A 23920-nucleotide genomic window follows, 5' to 3' on the forward strand; every position below is an offset into this window, starting at 1 on the left:
GGTGATAGATTTAGCAGAGGGATTTTTGGGATTTAGGCAAGGCAGAGTCTATGTAGTGTGGTTATTCCCCATAAATAGGCGATAACGTAGCATAAATGCCAAACATGCGCTGCCCGAAGGGTTCAATCCTGAAAGGTCAACAGGCCCTAGTAAGTATTCGCCCTTAATCAAAAATAAATAATACCCGTTTATCACTTGTATAAACGGATATTATTTTTTTAAAATAGTATCAATTTTACAGCTACTTATGATGCCTTAACTATTGAGCCTAGCCTCTGTTCACCAAAAAAGTATTCAAATAATAATGAGAGACCCCTTCTTAATCACTGTTTTGACTTTAAGTAACTCGTTATTTATTTAATTGCTGGATAGTTGCGCAGTTTTTCACCATTCTACTATAGTTAAATAATTGAATGAATGGAATATAAAGTTATAAGGGTGCGCAATGCCAATTAATAAGACAACGCAAACTAAATCAGTAGCGGCTAAAGCAACTACCAATAAACCATCACTGAACAACCCCGCTGTTAGACCTAAAGTTGCGCTCACTAAACCTCAGCCATCTGATGAATTTGATATTATTGTAAAAAACAAGCCCGTAGAAGCTTCTGAACCATCCCCTATATTTGATAGCGAATACCAATACTTTACAGAAAAAGATATCAATAAAATTCTAAGCCACCTAGATAAATTAAGAGCCTCTGTATACCCAGAAAGTTATGAAAATATGGACAGTGGTGGTGATAAACCTAACTTTCCATCTGTTTGTTTAATTGGTTTAGGGCGTTGTGGTTCTAATATTGCTTTAGATGTTGCGTCACTTGTGCACGATGCTCGCGACTACTATTTAGCGCAATACCGTAATGATTTAACAAAAGCAAAAGAACAAGAAACAAGGCCGTTAAAGTGGATACAAAGAAGCATCAACTTACAAAGCAGTAAAACATTTAAACCTGTTTTCTTAATTGAGCCTTTAGTTATGTTGGGTGATCTAGATAAAGATATAGAAGGACGGATCCGATTCTCATCCAAGGGGACTAATGGCGGGTTTATTGAAAAATATAATAAACTAAAAATAATGGATTTATCGGAAGTTCACGCTGGTGGTGCAGGTAATGCACCGATATTAGGTCAATATCTAGCAAAAATAATTTTAAATAAAGATACAGAGCATTTTAATAATCAAGATTGGAAATACATACATTCCTATCTAATTGATTCATGCGGGATCAGGGCAAATCAATCTCGATTATATTTTTACATATTCAGTGCTGGCGGTGGAACTGGCTCAGGTATGGCATCTGAGTTTGGACTTGCACAGCAATATTCATACATTAATAAGACCTTTGATATAAAGCCAGAAAACTCAGCTACCAGTCAAAATCAATCTTTTGTTTTTGAACCGATATTTACTAGTGGTATTTGTATTTTGCCTAATATATCGGACCATCAGGAAATGTCTGAAGCGTTGCACATTAATGCAGGGCGCCTGTTGTGTAAGTATTTATCTGAAGAATGGAATTTTTCTTATAATATGGACAATAATGAAAGGACAGGTACAGACACCAACAAACTCAGACCTTGGAATGCCATGATGCTAATTTCAAACGACATTATGCGCTATGCTGAGCAAAATGATGCAAGTAATGGTATGCAGTACATTGACGTTAACTCGATGGAAAAACATGCTAATCAATATATTAGTCAACAAATCTTCAACATATTAACTGCCCAGTCAGTTACTACCGATTACGATCAGGACTACTTTAGACGCGCAGGTATAGATATTGGTGAAACAATTAGACTAGATGCAAACGATTTATTTATGAGCTTAGCCGGCCCTGTGGCGATTGCTTACGCAGAATCCGTTGTTGCGGATAATGCTGAAAAAATAAAGGTATCTGACAAAGGACAAAGTGATCTAGATATTGATGATTTATTTTTCCGGTCTATCGATTTACCGCATTTTAATAAAACAACGCAAGCAATTGAAGGTATTAGTTTATTACCCATTGAAGCGAGCCGTTATAGCGAGCTGCTCAAAAAATATCAAGAAAGTGGTTATAAGTCTGAAGCTCTAAAAGAACTGCATTTTTATAAACACTGTTCTTCTGTTGTTTCTATTGTCTCCTTGCCAAAAGATTATAAATTATCTTATTTAGATTTAAATAAGCTTAAAATGCACTTAAATAATTTATTTCCGAACACAACTCTTAAACGTTACGCACTCGTTATAGGTGCCTCTGCAAATCTATCTATGACGACATTAATTGCTAAAAGCCCTTGTTTAAGCGACGATTTTTTAACTCTAATTGTTTCTTATATTAAACGCTGTTTTGCCAAAAGCGATTATCGTTACGACGATACACTGGATAACGCTGTTATTGAGTTTATTCGTGCTGATGAGTTCGATGACGCTAAATTGGAAGCTATGCTCGAGAAATTTGAAAATCCAGCCAAAATCCTCGATACAAATTGGTATGCAATTAAGCCCATGTATGAGAAAAAATACAAAGAGTTGATAACAGATAAATCTAAGTTTACTTCGATTAACGATATTCGTTTATCTGTAGACTGTGTGAAGCAAGCTATTTATTATTTAAGAGAAATTTATCGTCACCGCATCAGTAAAACTCGTATTATCTCACTTAATGGCGGCGTATCAGTTAGTCGCCCTGATTCAGAGTCATAAGTGATTTGCATGAGTACAGTTCATAATACATCGATTTGATAATGATATAACCTATGCAATAACGATGGGGATAAACCCATCGTTATTGCAGCACATTCTGCTAACCACGCTGAATTTATTAGCAATAGGCCCGCTGTAGCTCAAGTTAATTAAGCTATAAAGCATTTCAACTTGAGCTAAGTAGACACTTGGCTTTTCAACATATTTAAAATCTCAGTATGGCTATTTTTTTACAACAAACTGTCCTTCAAACTCAGCAACAATGTCATTACCATCAAAAATAGTGACTGGGACCAAGTAGCTTGCCTTTCCTTCAGTTTCTAAATCGCTAAGTTGACCTTTGCATGTTTGAATATCAACGCTACCACGTGGATCTGTATTAAGCGGTTTTAAATACTTAATACTCGCATCGGCTAATACAATATTACCTTCAAGCCCTGCTTCTTTAAGTGCTAAGTAAGTAGCTCCCCATCCAGTGAGTGTAGCTAAGCTATAAATAGATCCTGCAAACATCGTATTATGTAAATTCAAATTCGCGTCTAAATCAGCGCGAGTTGTGAACTGCCAATCGGTATAGCTTTCTACTTTAATCCCCATTGCATCACTAATTGGAATCGACTCACGCCATGTATTTTGTAGTACTTGAGTCCAATTAGGATGGCGGAACCAACCTGGCTCGCATGGTTTTTGTTTTATCATTTTAAAATGCTGCACATCGCCATACGCTAAGTGCGCTTTCTCTTTTAATTCATAACCGTGGCGTTTATAAAATTCTAGCGCACGTTCGCGAGCAAATAAAACCAATTCACCTGCGTTTTGAGTCCACGCTATTTTTTCAAGCTCATGCAACAAACGACTGCCAATATGTTGATTACGATTTCCTTCGGCAACTGCCATGTAACGTACTTGTGCTTGCTCATGATTATTAAAGTGCAGACGCGCGACGCCAAGTACATCACCCTCTTTATTTTTTATAAAGCGGTGCTCTGCATCTTGTTCTAAATCATCTTGCTCAGAGCCACGTGGTTCGCCCCAAGGAGCGCGTAAAACCTGCCAACGCAACTGGTAATAGGCTTGCCAATCTTCGCTACTTTGGGGGGTGCTTACCTGAAACATACATACTCCTGTTGTTTGGCCATAAAGAAAATAGACTACAGCGCTTATTTATGGCAAATACCATACTCCATCTTTAAAAAACTGCAAATACGACTTTAGTGATGACAACTCAATACGTAAAAAATTAATGACATAAGCCATTGCGCTTTGATAAAGCTGGTTTATGCTAAAGGTCATGAGCGATTATATAAATGTATCTACAGGTCTAATTAATAGCCACTTTATTGAAAATAGCCACAACGAAGGCCTATTACTTTATTGGCATAAATATAATGGTGACCATATTCAGGTACGTGAGCATGATAATTTAAGATGGTTATTAATTAACGACACGCTGCAATCTGTTATCGATACAACAAACCCATTTGCTTTACTTTTTCCACATTTGCAATACTTAGCAAACCAATGGCAATCTCTCACTCCACCTAATAACGTACTTGAACTTGGCTTGGGTGGTGGTGCTATTCGCAATTACTTATTTCACCAATATCCACATGCAAACGTCATGTCAGTAGAAAAAAACACTGATATTATTAATTGCTATACACAGTTTTTTTCATCAAAAAAAAATGAGCAACTAGTTTGCGCTGACGCACAACAGGTTTTAAAAACGGCGCACAATATAGATTGGATTATTTTAGATTTATTTAGCCAAATAGACGCGCCTCGGTTTTTATTTGAAGAAGCATTTTATAAAAAAATTTATTTGGCTTTAAATAACAACGGCGTGCTATTTATTAATTTTTTATCCCAGCATGAGTCGCAATTAAAGCAACTTCAGCAGCTATTATTTGATGTGTTTAACTGTACAGTCAGCCCGCAAAAAATTACGGGCTACGTGAATCATGTTGTCGTGGTAACCAAAAAAGCTTAAACAGATAAGTTAAACGTAACGGGTCCATCGTTACACAAGCTTACTTGCATATCGGCACCAAACTCACCGGTAGCTATCGTAAGCCCCAATTCTTTAGCTTGATCAACAAAGTACTCGTAAAGCTCATTAGCTTGGCTTGGCGTTGCCGCAGATGAAAAACTAGGGCGCATACCCTTTTTAGTATCAGCCGCTAGCGTAAATTGCGAAACCACTAATAACTCGCCTTTAATATCTTTAAGGCTTAAGTTCATTTTGTCGTTTTCGTCCGTAAAAATACGGTAATTACTTACTTTATGTAAAAGCTTATCGGCCGTTCGCGTATCGTCGTGTTTTTCAACGCCCAGTAACAACAATATACCTTGGCTAATTTCGCCTACAACTTGATCATTTATTTCTACTTTTGCATGCTTTACGCGCTGAATTAACCCTTGCATTTAAACTGTATCCTTTATTGTTGCTTCATCACCTTTGAGCTCAATATCGGGTGTTTCTGGTATTTCATCTGGGCTAATACACGCTGTAAATTCAGCGCCTAGCAAAACAACAACCCACGATAAATACACCCAAACAAACAAGATAGGAATGGTCGCTACTGCACCATAAATAACTTCGTATGAAGGAAAATGGCTGATATAAAGTGCAAACCCTTTTTTAGTTAGCTCAAACAAAAGTGCCGCAAATAATGCCCCAGGTATCGCGGCTTTAAACGACACTCGCGTATTAGGCACTAAGGTGTAGAGCATAATAAAGCCCACCATCGAAATGCCATACGGTAATAGCTTTAATAAAAACCCACTAAACCCAGGAATCCCCTGATCAGCAAACGATACCAACGACACGATGTAAGAAGTAACACCAATGCTGGCACCAAGTAACATAGGCCCTAAGCTCAAAACCATCCAATATACTGCAAATGAGATCATCATCGGGCGCTTTTTCTTTATTCTCCAAATACGATTTAACGTGGCATCCACATTACGTATTAACAGCAAGGCTATTGCCGCTAAAAAACCAATACCTACTGCGGTCATTTGGTTTGCGTTACCGGCAAATGAGCTAATATGCTCTCTAATAACGTCAGTAGAGGTCGGCACAAAGTTAGTAAACAAAAAGCTCTCTATTTCGATGCGAGTAGATTCAAAGCCTGGGAACGCTGAAAATATAGCAACACCCACAGCGATTAGCGGCACCAAAGAAAGTAATGTAACGTAGGCTAAATAGCCGGCATTAACCGTTATTTGGTCGTCTATACAGCGATTAAAATACTGCATCCACCAGCTTGGCTGCTGGCGTATAAAGGACTTAGCTTGCTGTTTATAATGGGAGAGCTTATCATTCATGCAATTGACTTGTGCTTATGTGGTTTTGATTATAATAACAATCAGCGCCATAATTTACAGCACTAACACGCGTAAACAGGAATTAAGATGAAAAAACAAACATTACTTAGTGTTTCCATTCTTGCACTAACACTTACTTTGTCAGGTTGCCAAACAGCTTATTACTCTGCGATGGAAAAAGTCGGTATTCACAAACGCGATATCCTTATTGACCGCGTAGAAGAAACCAAAGATTCGCAACAAGAGTCTCAAGAAGAATTTAAATCAGCACTTGAGCGCTTAACTACTTTAATCGATTTTAATGGTGGCGAACTACAAGACACTTACAATCAGTTAAACGATGATTACGAGTCGAGTTTAAAAGCCGCCAACGAAGTATCAACTAACATCAATAAAGTAGAAGACGTAGCAGAAGCACTTTTTGATGAGTGGAGCGATGAGCTAGAGCAATACAAAAGCGCATCACTTAAACGTGAAAGCAGCAAAAAGCTAGCCGCTACTCAGCGTCAATTTGAACAGCTATTACGCTCAATGCGCAGCGCAGAGAGTAAAATGGAGCCAGTATTAACATCGCTTCATGATAACGTTTTATACTTAAAGCATAACTTAAACGCACAAGCGGTATCGGCTATTAAAGGCGAGTTCACTAATCTTAAGCGCGATATTCAAGTACTAATGAACGACATGAATAAATCGATTGAAGACTCGAACAAGTTTATCAAACAAATGAATAGCGTAGGCTAAACTAATTCATTACACGTAAAAATACAAAAGCCCGCAATTTTGCAGGCTTTTTTGTTTTTACTTTTTGTTACTTTTTAACCACTTATTAATCTAACGTTTTTGGTACACTTTCACAAATTAGAATTAAAATAAAAAACTACAATGAAAATAAGTACCTTAACTCTTCTAGCTATCTCTAGCTTACTGACCGCTTGCGGAACTGCTAATCACATAGAAAGAATCGCAGGGCCTAATACCGTCGTACCACTGCATAAAGATGGCAAGCGCGAAGGACGCTACCATAATCTATACCCAGGCAAAAAAACGTACCCTATTAGTTGTGAAAATGACTGCTATCCAAGCAATACTCATTTGCAATGCGAAGAAGAAAGTGAAAACTGCCAATATATTGCTGAGCAAGTAATTCCAAAATTAAATACCGGATACACTGTTCGCTGGCTTGGCCATGCAGGGTTTATGATCAGCACCCCCAACGGACAGCAAGTGGTATTTGATCCTGTAAAAGAGCAGTTCGATTCGCCAGTCGCACTTGGCTTTAAACTCGCAGGTGGTATTTATCGTAAACCAGGAGCTTGGCCAAACAAGCAAGAACTCGAAAATATTGACGCGGTAATGTATTCCCATATTCATTATGACCACTTTAACAAAGCCGATATAGAAGAAATAGGTAACAAACCACGTTACTTAACGCCACTGGGAATGGCTGATAACTTCCCAACAGGTGGATTTAATATTAGCGAAATGGCGTGGTATGCAAAAACGAGTATTAACGATTTAGTTATTCATGCCGTGCCAGCTCATCATTTTAGCGCTCGTGTATTGGTGCCTTTTATTTACGAAGATAACGATAAAGATCTGTGGAATGGCTGGCTGCTCGAACAAAACGGCAGCACCTTATTTTTTGCAGGCGATACGGGCTACTCAAAACACTTTAGAGATATACAAACAAAATATGGTGATATCGATGTGTGCTTAATGCCAATCGCTTCTTACTACAGTAAAGACGATCCTAACTGGTATCGTTACGTACACACCACCCCAGAAGACGCGTTAACCGCAGCGCAAGAGCTTAACTGCAAAGTAATGATACCTTGGGGATACGGTAACTCAAGCTGGAAGATGGGCGACCATACTAGCCACTCAGCCTTACTGCGCTTATTGCATATGTACAATAAAATGGATTCAAAAGTACCGCTGTATATTTTAAATGAAAGTGAAACAATTAAACTTTAACTAATGCACGTAGGTTAGGTTGAGTTCAGCGAAACCCAACGAAAAAATACCCTACAAACAAACACTGATGCTTTGTATTATCGGCTGCTTTAAGCTGCCCCTCTTTTATTTCTTATTCCTTTCTTTTTGAGAAAATACTATCCCTTGTATGTTGAGAAAACTGTAATACGCCATAGTAGTGACCAAACCTGCGTAGAGCTTTTATCTCTGGCTCTATTTCATCCCAAGTTTCAACTATTTTACACAGGTACTCTTTTCCATTAGCTCTATTTAAGTTGCCCATTAAAAAGTAATTATCTGGAATCTCAGGTTTTTCTGTTCTACAACGAAGCCAGAATAAGCCTGTAGCAGTAGCAGCTTGATTACAAATACCTAGTATCCTTTTACGATCTAGTACAATCCCTATATGTTGATGCAGATCCGAGATACTCAGAAACTCATATATTTGAGGAATAATATTTTCCAGCCTAGTCAATGGGTTTGGATGGCTTCCCTCAGGAACATTATCCAATATAAGAGACTTATCACCATGAAATCGGCAGAGCGTACTTGAGACTCCACATACAAATAAGTAAATTGCAGCCTTTAAATCTTCGCCAGAGAAATGCCTTATTAACTCAGAAATACATGTGTCTACAGCTTCAAAGTCAGCAGCCATTTCAGTTACATGATAAATTGCAGCAGCTTTGCCTTCTATCAGTCTTGAATCTTCAATATTACACTCGCTTATCAAGTCGACTTGATAATTAAGGAATTTGCTTCGGATATACCCATGCTCTTGTTTCAAATGCCCCAACTCATGAAAAAAAACCCAAGTAATCGCAGCTATGAAAAAATTTTTTCTATGGGCTTCCGAAGTAAATATTGAAGGTAACATTTCTATGGGTTGCTCAAAATCTTGAAACCAAAAGTCGAAAGCCCCCTTATCAAGATCACTTTCTAGATATTCACAAAAAGCCTCAATATCTCTATATAATTGACGTACAAGCTCGTAGTTAATACATATTTTATGGATAGGGGGCTCATCGATAGTTCCCTCAGATTTAGCCCAAGCGTTCACACTTGGATCCGGACTCCACGCTAACGATAGCTTGCCGTTAAGCTCTGAATAAATACTTTCATTTAGATCGCTAGTTATAGAAGAAAGTATATTTCCTGCTAGTTCGTATATATCTATATCTTTCAAGTTCACTTCCAACATGTTCAATTTTGAAAAATGGTATAACAGCGTTTCACCAAGCATACCAATAAATGCATTATTCCTTTTACTTAAAGATTCTTAGTAGTAAAGGTATCTTTAATCAAACTTTTTAGTCTATTTCATCCAACTAACCCCAAAACACAAAAAAGCCGCTGTATTTTTCAATACAGCGGCTTTTAAAATCACTTTATTTAAATAAGGTGATTATGCTTTAGGTGCACGGCCCGCACGTTTACGTTCGTTTTCAGTAAGGTGTTTCTTACGGATACGAATGTTTAGTGGAGTAACTTCAACTAGCTCGTCATCATCGATGAACTCAAGCGCTTGCTCAAGTGAGTAGTTAAGGTGTGGAGAAAGCGTTTGCGCTTCATCTGTACCAGATGCACGTACGTTAGTTAACTGCTTACCTTTAAGGGCGTTAACTGTAAGGTCGTTATCACGGTTATGAATACCGATAACCATACCTTCGTATACTTCAACACCGTGACCGATGAATAAACGGCCGCGTTCTTGTAAGTTGAATAATGCGTTAGTAAGTGCTTTACCTGTTGCGTTTGCAATCATTACGCCGTTCTTACGAACACCGATGTCGCCACCTTTGTGAGGACCGTAATGATCGAACGTATGGTACATAAGACCAGAACCCGAAGTAAGCGTCATGAAATCAGTTTGGAAACCAATTAAACCACGGCTAGGGATCATGAAGTCTAAACGCATACGGCCTTTGCCATCTGGCGTCATGTTAGTAAGTTCACCTTTACGTAGGCCAACTTGTTCCATAACAGAACCCTGATGCTCGTCTTGACAGTCAATAGTTACTGTTTCAAACGGTTCTTCTAGAACGCCATCGACAGTACGCAAGATAACTTCTGGACGAGAAACTGAAAGCTCGTAACCTTCACGACGCATGTTTTCGATTAAGATACCTAGGTGTAATTCACCACGACCAGAAACACGGAAGCTATCTGGGCTAGCAGTATCTTCAACGCGAAGTGCTACGTTGTGTACTAATTCTTTGTCTAAACGCTCACGGATATTACGTGACGTTACAAACTTACCTTCTTTACCACAGAAAGGTGAGTTATTTACAGAGAATGTCATTGTTACAGTTGGCTCATCAACACTTAGTGGTGGTAATGCTTCAACGTTTCCTGGGAAACAAACTGTGTCTGAAATCTTAAGCTCACCAATACCTGTTACAGTTACGATGTTACCAGCGTAAGCTCTATCAGTTTCGATACGTTCAAGACCTAGGTAGCTTTGTACTGCGCCAATTTTACCATTACGTGTAGTGCCATCAGCACTGATAATAGTAACTTGTTGGTTAGGAGCAACAGAACCACGTTTGATACGACCAATACCAACTACACCAACATAAGAGTTGTAATCTAGTTGAGAAATTTGCATTTGGAAGTCACCTTCAGGATCTGCATCCGGCGGTGATACTTCTTCAACGATCATCTTGAACATAGGTTCCATGTTGTCTGATGGCTCGTCTAAATCTAGTGTTGCCCAGCCGTTAATAGCTGAAGCGTAGATTACTTTAAAGTCTAACTGTTCGTCAGTTGCGCCAAGGTTGTCGAATAAATCAAAGATTTGATCCATAACCCAATCTGGACGAGCGCCTGGCTTATCAATTTTATTGATAACGACGATTGGCTTTAAGCCTTGCGCGAATGCTTTTTGCGTAACGAAACGCGTTTGTGGCATTGGACCTTCTTGAGCATCAACAAGTAATAATACTGAGTCAGCCATCGAAAGTACGCGTTCAACTTCACCACCGAAATCGGCGTGTCCTGGGGTATCTACGATATTGATATGGTAGTCGTTCCAAGAAATGGCTGTGTTTTTAGCCAAAATGGTAATACCACGTTCTTTCTCAATGTCGTTTGAGTCCATCACGCGCTCTTCGTTACCGCCGCGTGTTTCTAATGTACCTGATTGCTCAAGTAGTTTGTCAACCAGAGTTGTTTTACCGTGGTCAACGTGCGCGATAATCGCTATATTTCTTAACTTTTCGATGCTCATATATTTACTCAGAGAAATTAAATTCTCAATGATCCTGCAAGATCTACGCACTCATCCACGCTTTCGCGAGATGTCCCAGCATAGGATTTAAAAGGGCGCATATTATCCCTCATTAATGACATGGATGAAAGTTTATCCAATATAAATTTGAAAACTTTCTCAATACTTTTACTAAGTATCTGTTTTATATATGACAATTATATGAATTAAATTTCGATTATTTTTTGAAAAATAGCTATTTAGGCTATTTTATCGATATTTTTGGTACTCCTTTGCATTTAGGTTATGCTAATTTCGAACGTTTAAATTATCAACAAATCACACCGTGTAAATATTGCACCACAATGGATATTTTACGCACCAAAACAGTGCATCACTACACTGTATTTTATAACAACTTATTTTTTTTAATTTATAAACATATAGTTATAAAAATGGCATAAAATCAGCTTAGTAAACGCCAAAGCAATTATGCAGCAACAACAAAATCCAATAGTTGGAGGACACATGTCACAATCGGTTTTAGATTTTATTAAAGAAAATGACGTTAAGTTCATTGATTTACGCTTTACTGACACTAAGGGTAAAGAACAACATGTATCTATTCCTCATCACCAAGTTGATGAAGACTTTTTCGAAGACGGCAAAATGTTTGATGGCTCTTCAATTGCAGGTTGGAAGGGTATTAACGAATCAGACATGGTGTTATTACCCGATGCAGATTCTATAAAGTTAGACCCTTTTACAGAAGAAGTAACACTAATTGTCCGTTGTGATGTAGTTGAACCTTCTACACTTCAAGGTTATGAGCGCGACCCGCGCTCTGTTGCTAAGCGCGCTGAAGAATATATGCGCTCGACTGGTATTGCCGACACGGTATTGTTTGGTCCAGAGCCAGAGTTTTTCGTATTTGACGATGTTAAATACAAATCAGATATGTCGGGTTCAATGTACAAAATTGATTCTAAGCAAGCAGCTTGGAACTCAGATAAAGAATATGCTGATGGCAACACAGGTCATCGCCCTGGTGTTAAAGGTGGTTATTTTCCTGTTGCACCTGTTGACGATTTCCAAGATTGGCGTTCAGCTACGTGTCTAGTGTTAGAAGAGATGGGCCAAGTAGTTGAAGCACATCACCACGAAGTAGCAACAGCAGGTCAAAACGAAATCGCTACTCGCTTTAATACTATGGTATTAAAAGCGGATGAAATTCAAGAAATGAAATATGTTATCCACAACATGGCTCACTTATACGGTAAAACAGCCACGTTTATGCCTAAGCCTGTTGTTGGTGATAACGGTTCTGGTATGCATTGTCACCAGTCTTTAGCTAAAGACGGTGTTAACTTATTCGCAGGCGACAAGTACGGTGGCCTTTCTGAAGATGCACTTTACTACATCGGCGGTATTATCAAGCATGCAAAAGCAATTAACGCGTTTGCAAATGCCTCTACTAACTCGTACAAACGTTTAGTACCAGGCTTTGAAGCGCCTGTTATGCTTGCTTATTCTGCACGTAACCGTTCGGCATCAATTCGTATCCCAGTGGTTCCATCTGAAAAAGGTCGTCGTATTGAAGTACGCTTCCCAGATCCAACTGCTAACCCATACCTTGCTTTCTCTGCAATGCTTATGGCTGGCCTTGATGGTATCAAAAACAAGATCCACCCTGGCGATGCAATGGATAAAGATTTATACGACTTACCAGCTGAAGAAGCCGCAGAAATTCCAACTGTTGCAGCATCACTTGAAGAAGCACTTGATGCACTTAGCGCAGATCGTGAATTCTTAACGCAAGGTGGCGTATTCACTGATGACTTAATTGATGCTTATATTGGTCTTAAGTCTAAAGAAGTAGAAAAACTTAACATGACAACTCACCCAGTTGAGTTCGAAATGTACTACAGCTGTTAATTTAGCTGTTAAAAAATGTGTGTTCTCAAGCCCGCTTAGCGGGCTTTTTTAATGGTAAATTTAATCAATCTCCACTAAAGTTAAGTTATCGTGAAAATGCAGGGTTGCTGGGTGAACAACAATATTTTATTGCTAATAATTGCTTTAGGATTAAGTGATTATTGTTATGCAGGTGAAGCAAAAATATACGTTTGGAAAGATAAAAACGGCGTACTTGTGTTTTCAGACACCCCACACTCTGGCGCTAAAGAGGTAAAACTCACCAGCCAAAATCTTACTATGCCAGCAACAAATACCGATATTTTAAACGAGCAAACTCAACCCCAAAAAACAGTGTTCAACATTACTATTTCGTCGCCTGAGCATAACCAAACAATTCACGAAAATACCGGAACAGTTTATGTAACTAGTCAAATAACACCTCGATTTGAAAGTGGTTTTACCATACAGCTTTTTATTGATGGCAAAGCAAATGGTCCTGCTAGCAATGACTCAACATTTGCTGTTAAAAATGTTCAACGCGGCGAGCACTCACTACAATTAAAACTTTTTAATAATAAAAATAAAATTATTGCTCTAAGCGAGCCTTGTATATTCTTTATGCGCAGAAAAGGTTTAGCGCTTGGTAACTAAATTTAACCGTAATACATAGGCGCAGCAGTCCATTTTAATAAAATAACTTGCCTGCAAACATCTGCGCACTAAAATGGTGCAACTATGATTGATAATAAAAATTTTAGCCCTGAGCTACTCGATGCCATTTGGCAAAACCAAACAACAGCAGTCATGCTACTCGACAAAAATTTTACCGTTGTGTATGCCAACACCAGTACCAGCGAGCTACTTGGCTTAGGCACTAAGCGTTTGCTAGAACAACCCTTTGATAGCCTATTTAACTATCATTCGATTGATCTAAAACGTATTGAACAATACTCTCTGATTGATGGAGTAGATTGCCAGCAACACAGAGCTGACGTGGTTTTTAGCGATTCACGCCATGCAAAAATAGCGGTCAGCACACGGCAAATTAAATTTAACGGTACGCTTTATATTTTGTTTGAATGGCGCCAAACTGATGATGAAATAAAGCACGACCAAGCCTCAAATCAAATGCATCAATACCAAGCTGCGCGTAATTTAATTCGTGGTTTAGCGCACGAAATTAAAAATCCTTTAGGTGGAATTCGTGGAGCGGCGCAGTTATTGCAATATGAAGTTAATCAACTGGAAAGAGATCAGTGCGCTGAGCTTATAATTGAGCAAACAGATCGATTGTGTGAATTGGTAGATAGGCTGTTAGGGCCAAACCAGCTTCCGCAAAAATCTTATGGCAATATACATCAAACGCTAGAATCAGTAGTCAGACTAAGTACGCTTGATAGCTGTGCCAATATCACGCTGGTAAAGGACTATGACCCTAGCATTCCGGATGTATATATTGATCAAAGTAAAATACAACAAGTAATACTGAACATTGTCCGTAATGCTCAGCAGGCGCTCATTGGTGGCGGTGAAATAAAAATAAAAACGCGTATAAACCACCAGCATCGCCGCCCTGGTAAAGCACCTAAAAAAGCCTTGTTGATTCAAGTGTCTGATAACGGTCCAGGCATTGACCCCAGTGTACGCGAAACGTTGTTCTATCCCATGATCACCAACAAAGATGGTGGCTCAGGACTTGGACTTTCGATTGCTCAAACACTTGTAGATCAACACAGTGGTTACATTGAATGTGATAGCTGGCCTGGACATACTGAATTTAATATCTATCTGCCCTTCGCAGATTAATGTTTGGAGTTTGCATGAAAACAGTTTGGCTTGTAGATGATGACGCCTCAATTCGCTTTGTACTTGAAAAGGCGCTAACCCGTGCGGGATTTAATGTTGAAAGTTTTGCTAATGCGCAAGATGTGCTAAATGCATTAAAATTTAGTCAACCAACTGTTTTAGTATCTGATGTGCGAATGCCTGGTATGGACGGTATGGCTTTACTTGAGCTAATCGCAGAGCAAAATCCTGGATTGCCAGTTATTATAATGACCGCACACTCAGACTTAGACTCCGCTGTTAATGCTTTTCAAAAAGGAGCATTTGAATACTTAGCCAAGCCATTTGATTTGAATGATGCCGTAGCCCTTGTCGAAAGTGCATTTAGAGCAAACTCGACAAAAAAAACTAAACGCAAACAACTCCCCCCAAAGAGTGCGCACATTATTGGTGAAGCACCCGCCATGCAAGAAGTATTTAGAGCGATAGGTAAACTATCAGCTTCTAGCATGAGCGTATTAATTAATGGTGAATCGGGCACCGGTAAAGAGCTCGTCGCCAGTGCTCTACATAATCATAGCCCGCGAAAAGAAAACCAGTTTATTGCACTCAACATGGCAGCAATTCCAAAGGAACTTGTTGAGTCAGAGTTATTTGGCCACGAAAAGGGCGCATTTACAGGAGCCGATAGTGTACGCAAAGGCCGTTTTGAACAAGCCAATGGCGGTACACTGTTTTTAGATGAAATTGGTGATATGCCATTGGATGTGCAAACACGATTACTGCGCGTACTAGCAGATGGCGAATTTTATCGTGTTGGCGGACACCAGAGTATAAAAGTAGATGTACGTATTATTGCAGCAACACATCAAAACCTTGAAGACTTAGTCAAGCAAGGTAAGTTTAGAGATGACTTATTCCATCGGTTAAATGTTGTCCGTTTACGCTTACCGGCTCTGCGAGAGCGCACAGAAGATATTGAACGTTTATCACAACATTTTTTGCACAAAAGCGCAAAAGACTTACAGGTAGAAAGTAAAATTCTTAGCTCGAAAGCGACCGAGCAGCTTTGTTTATTTAACTGGCCTGGCAATGTCCGCCAATTAGAAAACACCTGCCGATGGCTTACTGTAATGGCGCCTGGAGAATTGGTTACGGAACAAGATTTACCACCTGAGATCCTTGATGCATCACCAACACAGGAAGAAGGCGATTGGCTCGATGCATTTCAGCAGTGGCTCAATAATGAGCTCAAGCAAGGTAAAGAAAATATTTGGCCCGATATTCAAGCGCAATTAGAAACTCGCTTAATAAAAACCGCACTCGCCAATTGTTCTGGCCATAAACAAGATGCCGCAATAAAAATTGGCTGGGGTCGCAACACGTTGACCCGAAAGTTAAAAGAGCGCAACATTAGTTAACTATTAATAAATTTGAGTTATTGATGAAGTTACTTGAACATATTCCCTTATTCAAACAATTGGAAATTATAAACAGGCTGCATTTTTTTAAAGAGTTTACCCTCAACGAACGCCAAATATTATTAGAATCGTTCGGTATGCTCTATTTAGTGAGTCAGCAGCAATTTTTATTTAAACAATTTGATAACGACAAACGTTTATACATTGTACTCAGCGGTGCATTGTTAGTATTTAAGCATAATCATTTATTAGAGCTTGGTACTATACAGCCAGGTGAATTTATAGGTGAAGGCGCGTTTATTGGTAACAGAGAAAGAAGCACGAGCGCCCGTGCTAAAAGCGACACTATTGTGCTCGCTATAACCCCTGAAGCATTAACTCGTTTACCTAATGTTATACGCGAAAAAATTAAAGATCGTATTATCGAGGGTATGAGCGAACGAATTGCAAAACTTAGCCACTACCTAGAAGCGAGTAGCTAGGTAATCGAAACAGTAAATTACGAGTCATACCATTTCGCTTAATTAAGTGGTCTATTTTGAGGTAAGAAAACCTGTTTGATAACAAAGCAAAAACTCCGGTATTTAGTTGTTCTCGGCAATTTTTCCTACATTACTCTAGCTCCTGCACCCACGGCAGTCGTTTAGCAGGAGCTTTTAACGCAGTTAGAGTGTCAGGTTTATTTCCTCAAATTGATAAAATATTATTGCGGGTTGGTATCAATATCAGGGTTGCTATTAATTTGATTTAAGTCTTCAATATACTTAATAATTGGCAAGACTAAGACTGAGGCAAATAGTAAATAAAAAGCAGTCATAGTAACCATGTCGTAGACTTCATATCCGCCATGGTTATTAATAAATTCATAAATTAAAGCAGCACCGTTTAGAGTAAAAAATAGTATTATTACTGCCAACCAAATGGCTTTAGAGCGGATTATAAATTTATTAAATGCACAACAGTACGCACCAAATAGTATCAACAAATCTGCAACTAACATTAAAAGACTTAAAAAGAAAGGATGTGTCGGTGCAATAATATCTGCAACTGTAAATGCATCATAGATTGCATACATAACAAAACAAGCAATAACAAAAAAACCGATTTTCCAACACGTTTTGTTCATATCACCACCAATGCCCATATGGAATTTTTGCTAGGTCTTTAGGTAAATTACTCCACCCGCTTTTGTCACCTATGTATCTTCGTTTAAAATTCCTACGATTTGCACCAACGGGGGTCAGTGATAAAAAGGCATTTAGTAAATTATTAAATTTGCTTGAGTCTCGACCAGCCTTAGTGAAGGTGATTTTTAGAAGGGGGTATAAGTTTTTATATTGCTCCTCATAAGCATCTTCACGCTTCTTAAAAAGCTCTTTATAGAGGAAAGCTCCTACAAAATAAACCGTTCCCAAAAGACCAGCGTTTTTAAATGCTTTATTTGCCATTAACTACATCCTTGTCATATAAAAATTATTGTATCTAAACAATAACAATGTATTTAATTTTTTCAAATATATAGAAAATCACGGTTAATCCATATACACAATTTGCAGTGAGCAATTGAGCCATTCTGGTTTTTCTAATTGAGCGTTATACGCAAATGTATCTGAAGGTTTTTCACCAAATGGCGTGCTCACTAAAGGGGTTGTATGCGTGTATGACTGGGATGTGCTTTGATAATAAATAACTAAATAACCTTCACTGTACTCCCAAGTTAACTGAGTACCCGTACCATTTGGTAGGGTGAAATCGACCCCTTTTGGAGAGAATATAGCTTGTAAATCATTATACTTATCTTTGCTGCAAGCAGTTGTCCGCATCAATTTAGGCATTTTAAAGTGACGCTCTGTTTGCTCACCTCGTAAGTAAAAACCAATATTACCATTGCTGTAATGATGATTTGCTACCGACACATAATTTATTTGCGGCTGGTAACCCATTGCTTGCATTATATTTGCAAGTTGCTCAATTTCAGTAATGCGTAATTTATCTTTGGAGAGCGCAAGTGTTGCGGCTAAAAATTCTTTTGGTATTGGTAAATCATTAAATTGAAAAGGCAACGTTTGGCTTTGCAGCTTTTCTGTTAATTGCTGTTTTTGCTTGACCGTTAAAGCCTCGGTATAAACATACACTGTGGGCTGTTGGCAGGCACTTAAAAGCACTAACAATAGCCCAACTAAAATTCCATTTTTCATAGTCACCCCAATTGATTACACTCGTAGTCTATTGAAGGTATTCATTAATTGCAACCTAATTTGTTTGGCTACTTAACCATGCATCAACACTTTGTCGAGTATATAAAACTTCATTAAACAAGCGATGGCGTTCAAATTTAAGTTGTGTTTTTCTCATCACATCTCCACTGACTAAGCGGCTGTGAGTGTCATTAAATTTTGAAATGACAGAAAAACCGCGTTCATCTTGCTCTGTTTGCTTATTTACAGAATTAGCAAGGTGCGCTCTAACATCATCCGCAGTTAACATATCTGAATTATCTAAGCCCATTAGCTCTTTTTTCATTGCTAACCTTACGCCCATTTTCTACTCCATTTGATGAAAACTAATAAATTCGCCAGAGCTTTAGCAATTAGCGAGCCACGCGTAAAATTAATTGCAGCAAAGCTTACTCTTCAATTGCTGCAGTTTTTTTAAAGACAGAAAAAACACATAAAAATTTTCATCGCTATTTATTCATGGCACTGAGCTAAAGTTATTTGCTTTGGTGCAAAAGTCGCTGCGAGCCTTTATACTAAAGCTTGTGCGTTCCCCACCGAGATCAAATATGAACGAAGAATACATAGAAATAGAATTAGAAGAAGAGCCCATTGAGCTCTGCAAATTATTAAAAGTACTAAACTTAGTTGAAGGTGGCGGCCAAGCTAAAAACCTAATTACCGAAGGCTATGTGGGTGTTAACCATGAAATTTGTACAATAAAACGGAAAAAATTATACAGTGGTGATGTATTAGAATTTGATAGTGAGTTTTTTAAACTGTCCCTAAGTGAAGATGCAGTTCCTGCAGAAAAATCTGCGGCACAAACTCAAGCAGAATCAAAGCAAGCTGCACCACAACCAACAAATCAGCCAGCTAAAGCTAAGCGCAAGCGCACTAAAAAGCCTAAAGTTGACGATAAAACAGGTCGTCGTCCTATTTCATTTGGTTAAGTATTTAAAAAACCTCTTTTTATATAAAAAGGCCACCTTGTATAGTTGGCCTTTTTGCTCTTTAATTACCTAGCTAATAATAAAAACAAGGTAATAATATGTCAAAAAACACACCAGCCACCTGGTTTAAACCCGCTGTATGGGCGGCACTTGTATGGAACTTACTTGGCGTTATTGCATTTGCTATGCACATGATGATGACACCCGAAATGATAGGTAGACTTCCGCTAGATCAACAAGCTGCCTACTCTAATGTTCCTATTTGGTCAACTATTGCCTTTGCTATAGCTGTACTTGGAAGCACTTTGGGTTGTCTGTTTCTACTTACTAAAAACGCGCTGGCAACACCTACTTTTGCACTGTCGCTCGGTGCTATTTTACTACAACAGTACTATAACTTTGTAGTGATAAACAGTATTGAGCTGCTTGGCGCAAGTGCTGTATTTATGCCTGTTTTTGTAATCATAATTGCCATTGCTCTACTTTATTTAAGTATTAAAGCTAAGCAACAAGGTTGGTTACAGTAATTAATAAAGGTCAAAATAACTTTTGACCTTACCTCGTCTTTTAAATCATCTCTTGAAATTAAATTTTTCAGCATCACCTCTACTATAATAACGGTATAAAATTCGTTCTCTAAAGACGACTTTTTACATTGGTATGCACTTTGCAATTCAAGTACTACAGAGGTCACTCTTCAAAATATTTTTATAATTCATAAAGGGGCAAATAATGAATAATAGTTTCGATACCCAACATCAGCTCACAATAAATGGTGAGCAATATCATATTCATTCTCTAAAAGGACTTGGCGACAAAGCGAAACGATTGCCCTTTTCTTTAAAAGTATTACTTGAAAACCTACTTCGTAACGAAGATGGCGCAAATATTAAAGAACAAGATATTCAAGCCCTTCTTAATTGGGATCCTCAAGCAAAGCCTGCATCTGAAGTTGCCTTTACGCCCGCCCGCGTTGTTATGCAAGATTTTACTGGCGTACCCGCTATTGTTGATTTAGCCGCCATGCGTGACGCAATGGAAAAACTCGGTGGGGATCCTGCAAAAATAAATCCGTTATCACCGGCAGAACTTGTGATTGACCATTCGGTACAAGTAGATGGTTACGGTAATGAGGGTGCATTTGATTTAAATGCAAAACTTGAATACGACCGAAATAAAGAACGTTACGAATTTTTACGTTGGGGACAAACCGCTTTTGATAATTTAAAAGTAGTGCCACCAGCTACGGGTATTGTTCATCAAGTAAATTTAGAGTATCTAGCGCGCGTTGTTTTTAATGAAGATCGCGATGGCAAAAAATACGCTTACCCAGACACACTTGTAGGCACAGACTCGCACACCACCATGATAAATGGCTTAGGTGTACTTGGCTGGGGTGTAGGCGGCATTGAAGCCGAAGCTGCTATGCTTGGTCAGCCAATAAGTTTACTCATTCCACAGGTTGTGGGTATGAAGCTTAGCGGCCGACTACCTGAAGGCACGACTGCAACCGATCTGGTATTAACTATAACTGAGATACTGCGTAATCATGGCGTAGTGGGTAAATTTGTAGAGTTTTACGGTGATGGCCTTGCCGACCTACCACTTGCCGATAGAGCAACCATAGCCAATATGGCACCAGAATACGGCGCTACATGTGGTATTTTCCCAATTGATGAGGAAACCATTAACTACCTTCGCTTAACAAACCGCGACGAAAAACACCTAAAAGTAATTGAAGATTACGCTAAACATCAAGGTTTATGGCGTAATGACGGCGACGAAGCTAATTATACCGACACACTTGAGCTTAAATTAGATGACGTTGTACCAAGCCTTGCAGGTCCTACACGCCCACAAGACAGAATCGCTCTCAATAAAGCGGGCGAGATTATTGGCGAACATTTAAAAAGCTTTCAAAATGAGCGCATGGCTCGTCGAGATAATAGCGATGAAGAACAAGCTCGTATTGAAAGTGAAGGCCCAGCAACAAACCCCGATGAACCCATTGATGAGGCGCAGTTTATGGGCGCCGCTAAAGTTAAATTTAAAGGCCAAGAGTTTGAGCTAAACGATGGCGCTTGTGTTATTGCCGCGATTACCAGCTGTACCAACACCTCTAATCCAAGTGTAATTTTAGCTGCTGGCTTGGTCGCTAAAAAAGCGAAACAATTAGGTATTAATGTAAAACCTTGGGTTAAAACATCACTTGCTCCAGGCTCAAAAGTAGTTACTGATTATCTAGAAAAAGCAGGCTTGATGGGTGACCTAGAAAGTCTAGGCTTTAACTTAGTCGGTTATGGCTGTACAACTTGTATAGGTAACTCAGGACCGCTTGCAACCGAAATATCAGACGCGATTCAAAAACATAAATTAGTGGTTAGTTCTATTTTATCGGGTAATCGTAATTTTGAAGGGCGTATTCACCAAGATGTTAAAATGAACTTTTTAGCCTCTCCTCCGCTTGTTGTAGCTTATGCCATTGCAGGTAGAACCGATATTGACGTATACAACGAACCTCTTGCGCAAGATGCTGACGGTAACGATATTTACCTTAAAAACATTTGGCCAAGTGTTAAAGAAGTCAGCGACCTAGTAAAAGAAACCGTAACCAGAGAAATGTTTGAAAAAAGCTATGCTAACGTTTACGAAGGCGATAGCCGCTGGCAGCAAATTCAAATACCGGATGGCAAGCTTTATGATTGGGACGATGACTCAACCTATATTAAAAAGGCACCTTTTTTTGATGGCATGAAAGTAGAGCCTCCTGGTATTCCAACTATCCAAGGTGCACGTTGTTTAGCTAAACTTGGGGATTCAGTAACCACTGACCATATTTCTCCGGCTGGGGCTATTAAAGCAGATGCGCCAGCAGGCTTATATTTGCAAGAAAAAGGCGTAGATAAAGCGCAGTTTAACTCGTACGGTTCACGTCGAGGTAATCACGAAGTAATGATGCGTGGCACATTTGCTAATGTTCGCCTTAAAAATTTACTTGCCCCGGGTACTGAGGGCGGTGTAACACGTACACAACCAGAAAACGATTTAGCAAGCATTTACGATGCAGCTATGGAGTACCAAAAAAATAATACGCCTCTAATTATTTTAGCGGGCAAAGAATATGGTACCGGTTCATCTCGTGATTGGGCGGCCAAAGGTTCACTTTTATTAGGCGTTAAAGCGGTTGTGGCACAAAGCTATGAGCGCATTCATCGCTCTAACTTAATTGGCATGGGTGTGTTACCTCTGCAATTTAAAGATGGCGAAAGCTATGAATCGCTAGGGTTAACGGGCCAAGAGCAATTTGATATTGAAGGCTTATATGATAAAACCGATGAAGTAACCGTTATTGCTACAAATGCCGAAGGTAAAAAAGTAAGCTTTAGCGCCGATGTACGTATTGATACCCCTAAAGAGTGGGATTACTACAAACACGGCGGTATTTTACAATACGTACTGCGTAATATGCTCGACTAACAAAGACAGTAGTTAATACATTTAAAAGCCCAGTTTAGTAATAAGCTGGGCTTTTTTATGTGTGCTGTTTGTTGTCTTAAATCAATGCTAAGCATTTAAAGCGTGCCTACACTAAGGCAACTCTTAGTGAGGTAACTATGTCGCAAACAATGATAATTAGGCTGCTTAAAATATCAATTGTGCTTGGCTTGTGCCTTATTGTAACGGGCCACACTTTGATTGTGTCGAGGTATGTCACTGTAGATCATGGCATTCAAGGAATAATTATAGCTGCGGCATGTATTGCCGTAGGCGTACTGCTGTCACTTCCCACTAAAATATATTTAACCATACTGTTAATGGAAGCCGAAAAACATTATTTAAAAAACCATAAAAGCACTCGCTCTAAATAATTAAAGCGCGCTTAAATTATTGATTTCTTTATTACGCTTTTCTAGCTTTTGTTTTACATTTTCAGTGTCTTGAAATAACTTTTTAATTGAATCAGGGTTAAAAACACTGGGTATCACTTGCTCACTAGAAGTATTTAACGTTTTTGGTATACGATTTAAAATAGAGGTATCTTCTGCGGCAATAATAGTAACGTCTTTAGGGTCGAGCGTTACTTCAATGCTTTTTGCGTGGGGGTTTGGCGTATCAGAAAAATGCCATTGACCTGTTTCATCTTGCCATTTAAAGATTTTACCGTTTGAGGTTGCATTTGCAGCAGCGGGCTCATCAGAGATGCGATTTACGATTTGATCCCCCGCTTGCTTTACGCCTTGCACAGCCTGATCTAACGCATTACTCGATAACGAAATCACCTTTTCTTTAACCTGCTGAGATTCATTGCTAATTAATGATGCAGAAAGCCATGTTTGACCATCGGGTTTTTTTAAATAAAACAAAGAGATGACAGCAATAACCATGATTGATATGGCTAAGTAGGTAAAGTATTTCATAGC

Annotated in this window: 23 protein-coding genes; 13 read left to right on the forward strand and 10 right to left on the reverse strand. The window is 38.8% G+C overall.

Translation table 11 applies throughout. The features are described 5' to 3' along the window. Positions 1-445: 445 nt before the first annotated feature. Positions 446-2692, forward strand: coding sequence for a hypothetical protein (locus CWB66_RS12740; RefSeq protein WP_252371754.1), 2247 nt, complete (start codon positions 446-448; stop codon positions 2690-2692). Positions 2693-2914: 222 nt separating this feature from the next. Here CWB66_RS12740 and CWB66_RS12745 read toward each other — a convergent pair whose 3' ends face one another. After that, positions 2915-3808, reverse strand: coding sequence for a bifunctional GNAT family N-acetyltransferase/hotdog fold thioesterase (locus tag CWB66_RS12745; RefSeq protein WP_077536706.1), 894 nt, complete (start codon positions 3806-3808; stop codon positions 2915-2917). Positions 3809-3971: 163 nt separating this feature from the next. Between CWB66_RS12745 and CWB66_RS12750 the strand changes: the two genes are divergently transcribed. Continuing rightward, complete coding sequence (locus tag CWB66_RS12750; protein WP_138585672.1) at positions 3972-4682, forward strand: spermidine synthase; 711 nt, start codon at positions 3972-3974, stop codon at positions 4680-4682. On the opposite strand, the gene dtd is transcribed toward CWB66_RS12750, so the two are convergent. Together dtd and CWB66_RS12760 are read right to left on the reverse strand one after the other, a co-directional pair. Further along, positions 4679-5116 carry a D-aminoacyl-tRNA deacylase gene (gene dtd, locus CWB66_RS12755; protein ID WP_138585673.1) on the reverse strand — a complete coding sequence of 146 codons (438 nt, stop codon included), beginning with the start codon at positions 5114-5116 and terminating at the stop codon, positions 4679-4681. The genes CWB66_RS12750 and dtd overlap by 4 nt on opposite strands. Further along, positions 5117-6022 (reverse strand): virulence factor BrkB family protein, encoded by a 906-nt coding sequence (locus CWB66_RS12760; RefSeq protein ID WP_138585674.1) that lies wholly within the window; start codon positions 6020-6022, stop codon positions 5117-5119. 87 nt (positions 6023-6109) lie between these two features. Between CWB66_RS12760 and CWB66_RS12765 the strand changes: the two genes are divergently transcribed. After that, the gene (locus CWB66_RS12765) at positions 6110-6766 is read left to right on the forward strand and encodes a DUF2959 domain-containing protein (protein ID WP_138585675.1); all 657 of its coding nucleotides are present in this window, start codon (positions 6110-6112) and stop codon (positions 6764-6766) included. 141 nt (positions 6767-6907) lie between these two features. Next, positions 6908-7999 carry an MBL fold metallo-hydrolase gene (locus CWB66_RS12770; RefSeq protein WP_138585676.1) on the forward strand — a complete coding sequence of 364 codons (1092 nt, stop codon included), beginning with the start codon at positions 6908-6910 and terminating at the stop codon, positions 7997-7999. A gap of 112 nt (positions 8000-8111) precedes the next feature. Here CWB66_RS12770 and CWB66_RS12775 read toward each other — a convergent pair whose 3' ends face one another. Together CWB66_RS12775 and typA are read right to left on the reverse strand one after the other, a co-directional pair. After that, the gene (locus CWB66_RS12775) at positions 8112-9185 is read right to left on the reverse strand and encodes a hypothetical protein (protein WP_138585677.1); all 1074 of its coding nucleotides are present in this window, start codon (positions 9183-9185) and stop codon (positions 8112-8114) included. Positions 9186-9404: 219 nt separating this feature from the next. Next, positions 9405-11228, reverse strand: coding sequence for a translational GTPase TypA (typA, locus tag CWB66_RS12780; RefSeq protein WP_138585678.1), 1824 nt, complete (start codon positions 11226-11228; stop codon positions 9405-9407). 507 nt (positions 11229-11735) lie between these two features. On the opposite strand from typA, the gene glnA reads away from it, so the two are divergent. The 5 genes from glnA (at position 11736) to CWB66_RS12810 (ending at position 16812) form a co-directional block, all read left to right on the forward strand. Further along, positions 11736-13142: a glutamate--ammonia ligase gene (gene glnA / locus CWB66_RS12790; protein ID WP_077538922.1), complete on the forward strand. Its 1407-nt coding sequence runs from the start codon at positions 11736-11738 to the stop codon at positions 13140-13142. A gap of 111 nt (positions 13143-13253) precedes the next feature. After that, the gene (locus CWB66_RS12795; protein ID WP_138585679.1) at positions 13254-13775 is read left to right on the forward strand and encodes a DUF4124 domain-containing protein; all 522 of its coding nucleotides are present in this window, start codon (positions 13254-13256) and stop codon (positions 13773-13775) included. A gap of 84 nt (positions 13776-13859) precedes the next feature. Continuing rightward, positions 13860-14930: a nitrogen regulation protein NR(II) gene (gene glnL / locus CWB66_RS12800; RefSeq protein ID WP_138585680.1), complete on the forward strand. Its 1071-nt coding sequence runs from the start codon at positions 13860-13862 to the stop codon at positions 14928-14930. A gap of 14 nt (positions 14931-14944) precedes the next feature. Beyond that, positions 14945-16330 (forward strand): nitrogen regulation protein NR(I), encoded by a 1386-nt coding sequence (glnG, locus tag CWB66_RS12805; protein ID WP_138585681.1) that lies wholly within the window; start codon positions 14945-14947, stop codon positions 16328-16330. Positions 16331-16353: 23 nt separating this feature from the next. Further along, complete coding sequence (locus CWB66_RS12810) at positions 16354-16812, forward strand: cyclic nucleotide-binding domain-containing protein (protein WP_138585682.1); 459 nt, start codon at positions 16354-16356, stop codon at positions 16810-16812. 221 nt (positions 16813-17033) lie between these two features. Here the strand turns inward: CWB66_RS12810 and CWB66_RS12815 are convergent, their stop codons facing one another. The 4 genes from CWB66_RS12815 to CWB66_RS12830 form a co-directional block, all read right to left on the reverse strand. After that, on the reverse strand, positions 17034-17474 hold the full coding sequence (locus CWB66_RS12815) for a hypothetical protein (protein WP_138585683.1): 441 nt from the start codon (positions 17472-17474) through the stop codon (positions 17034-17036). Continuing rightward, the gene (locus tag CWB66_RS12820) at positions 17458-17778 is read right to left on the reverse strand and encodes a hypothetical protein (RefSeq protein WP_138585684.1); all 321 of its coding nucleotides are present in this window, start codon (positions 17776-17778) and stop codon (positions 17458-17460) included. The genes CWB66_RS12815 and CWB66_RS12820 overlap by 17 nt, the downstream gene beginning before the upstream one ends. 84 nt (positions 17779-17862) lie before the next feature. Beyond that, the gene (locus CWB66_RS12825) at positions 17863-18528 is read right to left on the reverse strand and encodes a hypothetical protein (protein WP_138585685.1); all 666 of its coding nucleotides are present in this window, start codon (positions 18526-18528) and stop codon (positions 17863-17865) included. A gap of 55 nt (positions 18529-18583) precedes the next feature. Continuing rightward, positions 18584-18871: a hypothetical protein gene (locus CWB66_RS12830; RefSeq protein ID WP_077536690.1), complete on the reverse strand. Its 288-nt coding sequence runs from the start codon at positions 18869-18871 to the stop codon at positions 18584-18586. 244 nt (positions 18872-19115) lie between these two features. Between CWB66_RS12830 and CWB66_RS12835 the strand changes: the two genes are divergently transcribed. From CWB66_RS12835 to CWB66_RS12850, 4 genes are all read left to right on the forward strand, one after another. Beyond that, positions 19116-19499 carry an RNA-binding S4 domain-containing protein gene (locus tag CWB66_RS12835; protein WP_138585686.1) on the forward strand — a complete coding sequence of 128 codons (384 nt, stop codon included), beginning with the start codon at positions 19116-19118 and terminating at the stop codon, positions 19497-19499. Between the two features lie 98 nt (positions 19500-19597). After that, positions 19598-20026: a hypothetical protein gene (locus CWB66_RS12840; protein ID WP_138585687.1), complete on the forward strand. Its 429-nt coding sequence runs from the start codon at positions 19598-19600 to the stop codon at positions 20024-20026. A 205-nt stretch (positions 20027-20231) separates the two neighbouring features. Beyond that, on the forward strand, positions 20232-22976 hold the full coding sequence (gene acnA, locus CWB66_RS12845; RefSeq protein WP_138585688.1) for an aconitate hydratase AcnA: 2745 nt from the start codon (positions 20232-20234) through the stop codon (positions 22974-22976). A 137-nt stretch (positions 22977-23113) separates the two neighbouring features. Beyond that, positions 23114-23368, forward strand: a complete 255-nt coding sequence (locus CWB66_RS12850; RefSeq protein WP_138585689.1) for a hypothetical protein — start codon at positions 23114-23116, stop codon at positions 23366-23368. Here CWB66_RS12850 and CWB66_RS12855 read toward each other — a convergent pair whose 3' ends face one another. Beyond that, a complete protein-coding gene (locus CWB66_RS12855; RefSeq protein WP_138585690.1) occupies positions 23369-23917 on the reverse strand; it encodes a DUF4124 domain-containing protein in 549 nt (182 codons plus the stop codon). Positions 23918-23920 lie beyond the last annotated feature (3 nt).

The sequence above is a fragment of the Pseudoalteromonas sp. S558 genome, assembly GCF_005886635.1.
GTDB classification, from domain to species: Bacteria; Pseudomonadota; Gammaproteobacteria; order Enterobacterales; family Alteromonadaceae; genus Pseudoalteromonas; species Pseudoalteromonas aliena.

What these genes read in the sequence shown, in the direction of transcription:
- CWB66_RS12825 (WP_138585685.1), bottom strand. Translation starts at nt 18,528, where the DNA reads ATGAAAAATGGAATTTTAGTTGGGCTATTGTTAGTGCTTTTAAGTGCC.
- CWB66_RS12770 (WP_138585676.1), top strand. Translation starts at nt 6,908, where the DNA reads ATGAAAATAAGTACCTTAACTCTTCTAGCTATCTCTAGCTTACTGACC.
- glnG (WP_138585681.1), top strand. Translation starts at nt 14,945, where the DNA reads ATGAAAACAGTTTGGCTTGTAGATGATGACGCCTCAATTCGCTTTGTA.
- dtd (WP_138585673.1), bottom strand. Translation starts at nt 5,116, where the DNA reads ATGCAAGGGTTAATTCAGCGCGTAAAGCATGCAAAAGTAGAAATAAAT.
- acnA (WP_138585688.1), top strand. Translation starts at nt 20,232, where the DNA reads ATGAATAATAGTTTCGATACCCAACATCAGCTCACAATAAATGGTGAG.
- CWB66_RS12840 (WP_138585687.1), top strand. Translation starts at nt 19,598, where the DNA reads ATGTCAAAAAACACACCAGCCACCTGGTTTAAACCCGCTGTATGGGCG.
- glnA (WP_077538922.1), top strand. Translation starts at nt 11,736, where the DNA reads ATGTCACAATCGGTTTTAGATTTTATTAAAGAAAATGACGTTAAGTTC.
- CWB66_RS12850 (WP_138585689.1), top strand. Translation starts at nt 23,114, where the DNA reads ATGTCGCAAACAATGATAATTAGGCTGCTTAAAATATCAATTGTGCTT.
- CWB66_RS12760 (WP_138585674.1), bottom strand. Translation starts at nt 6,022, where the DNA reads ATGAATGATAAGCTCTCCCATTATAAACAGCAAGCTAAGTCCTTTATA.
- CWB66_RS12835 (WP_138585686.1), top strand. Translation starts at nt 19,116, where the DNA reads ATGAACGAAGAATACATAGAAATAGAATTAGAAGAAGAGCCCATTGAG.
- CWB66_RS12745 (WP_077536706.1), bottom strand. Translation starts at nt 3,808, where the DNA reads ATGTTTCAGGTAAGCACCCCCCAAAGTAGCGAAGATTGGCAAGCCTAT.
- CWB66_RS12855 (WP_138585690.1), bottom strand. Translation starts at nt 23,917, where the DNA reads ATGAAATACTTTACCTACTTAGCCATATCAATCATGGTTATTGCTGTC.
- typA (WP_138585678.1), bottom strand. Translation starts at nt 11,228, where the DNA reads ATGAGCATCGAAAAGTTAAGAAATATAGCGATTATCGCGCACGTTGAC.
- CWB66_RS12810 (WP_138585682.1), top strand. Translation starts at nt 16,354, where the DNA reads ATGAAGTTACTTGAACATATTCCCTTATTCAAACAATTGGAAATTATA.
- CWB66_RS12740 (WP_252371754.1), top strand. Translation starts at nt 446, where the DNA reads ATGCCAATTAATAAGACAACGCAAACTAAATCAGTAGCGGCTAAAGCA.
- CWB66_RS12820 (WP_138585684.1), bottom strand. Translation starts at nt 17,778, where the DNA reads ATGGCAAATAAAGCATTTAAAAACGCTGGTCTTTTGGGAACGGTTTAT.
- CWB66_RS12765 (WP_138585675.1), top strand. Translation starts at nt 6,110, where the DNA reads ATGAAAAAACAAACATTACTTAGTGTTTCCATTCTTGCACTAACACTT.
- CWB66_RS12830 (WP_077536690.1), bottom strand. Translation starts at nt 18,871, where the DNA reads ATGGGCGTAAGGTTAGCAATGAAAAAAGAGCTAATGGGCTTAGATAAT.
- CWB66_RS12815 (WP_138585683.1), bottom strand. Translation starts at nt 17,474, where the DNA reads ATGGGCATTGGTGGTGATATGAACAAAACGTGTTGGAAAATCGGTTTT.
- glnL (WP_138585680.1), top strand. Translation starts at nt 13,860, where the DNA reads ATGATTGATAATAAAAATTTTAGCCCTGAGCTACTCGATGCCATTTGG.
- CWB66_RS12750 (WP_138585672.1), top strand. Translation starts at nt 3,972, where the DNA reads ATGCTAAAGGTCATGAGCGATTATATAAATGTATCTACAGGTCTAATT.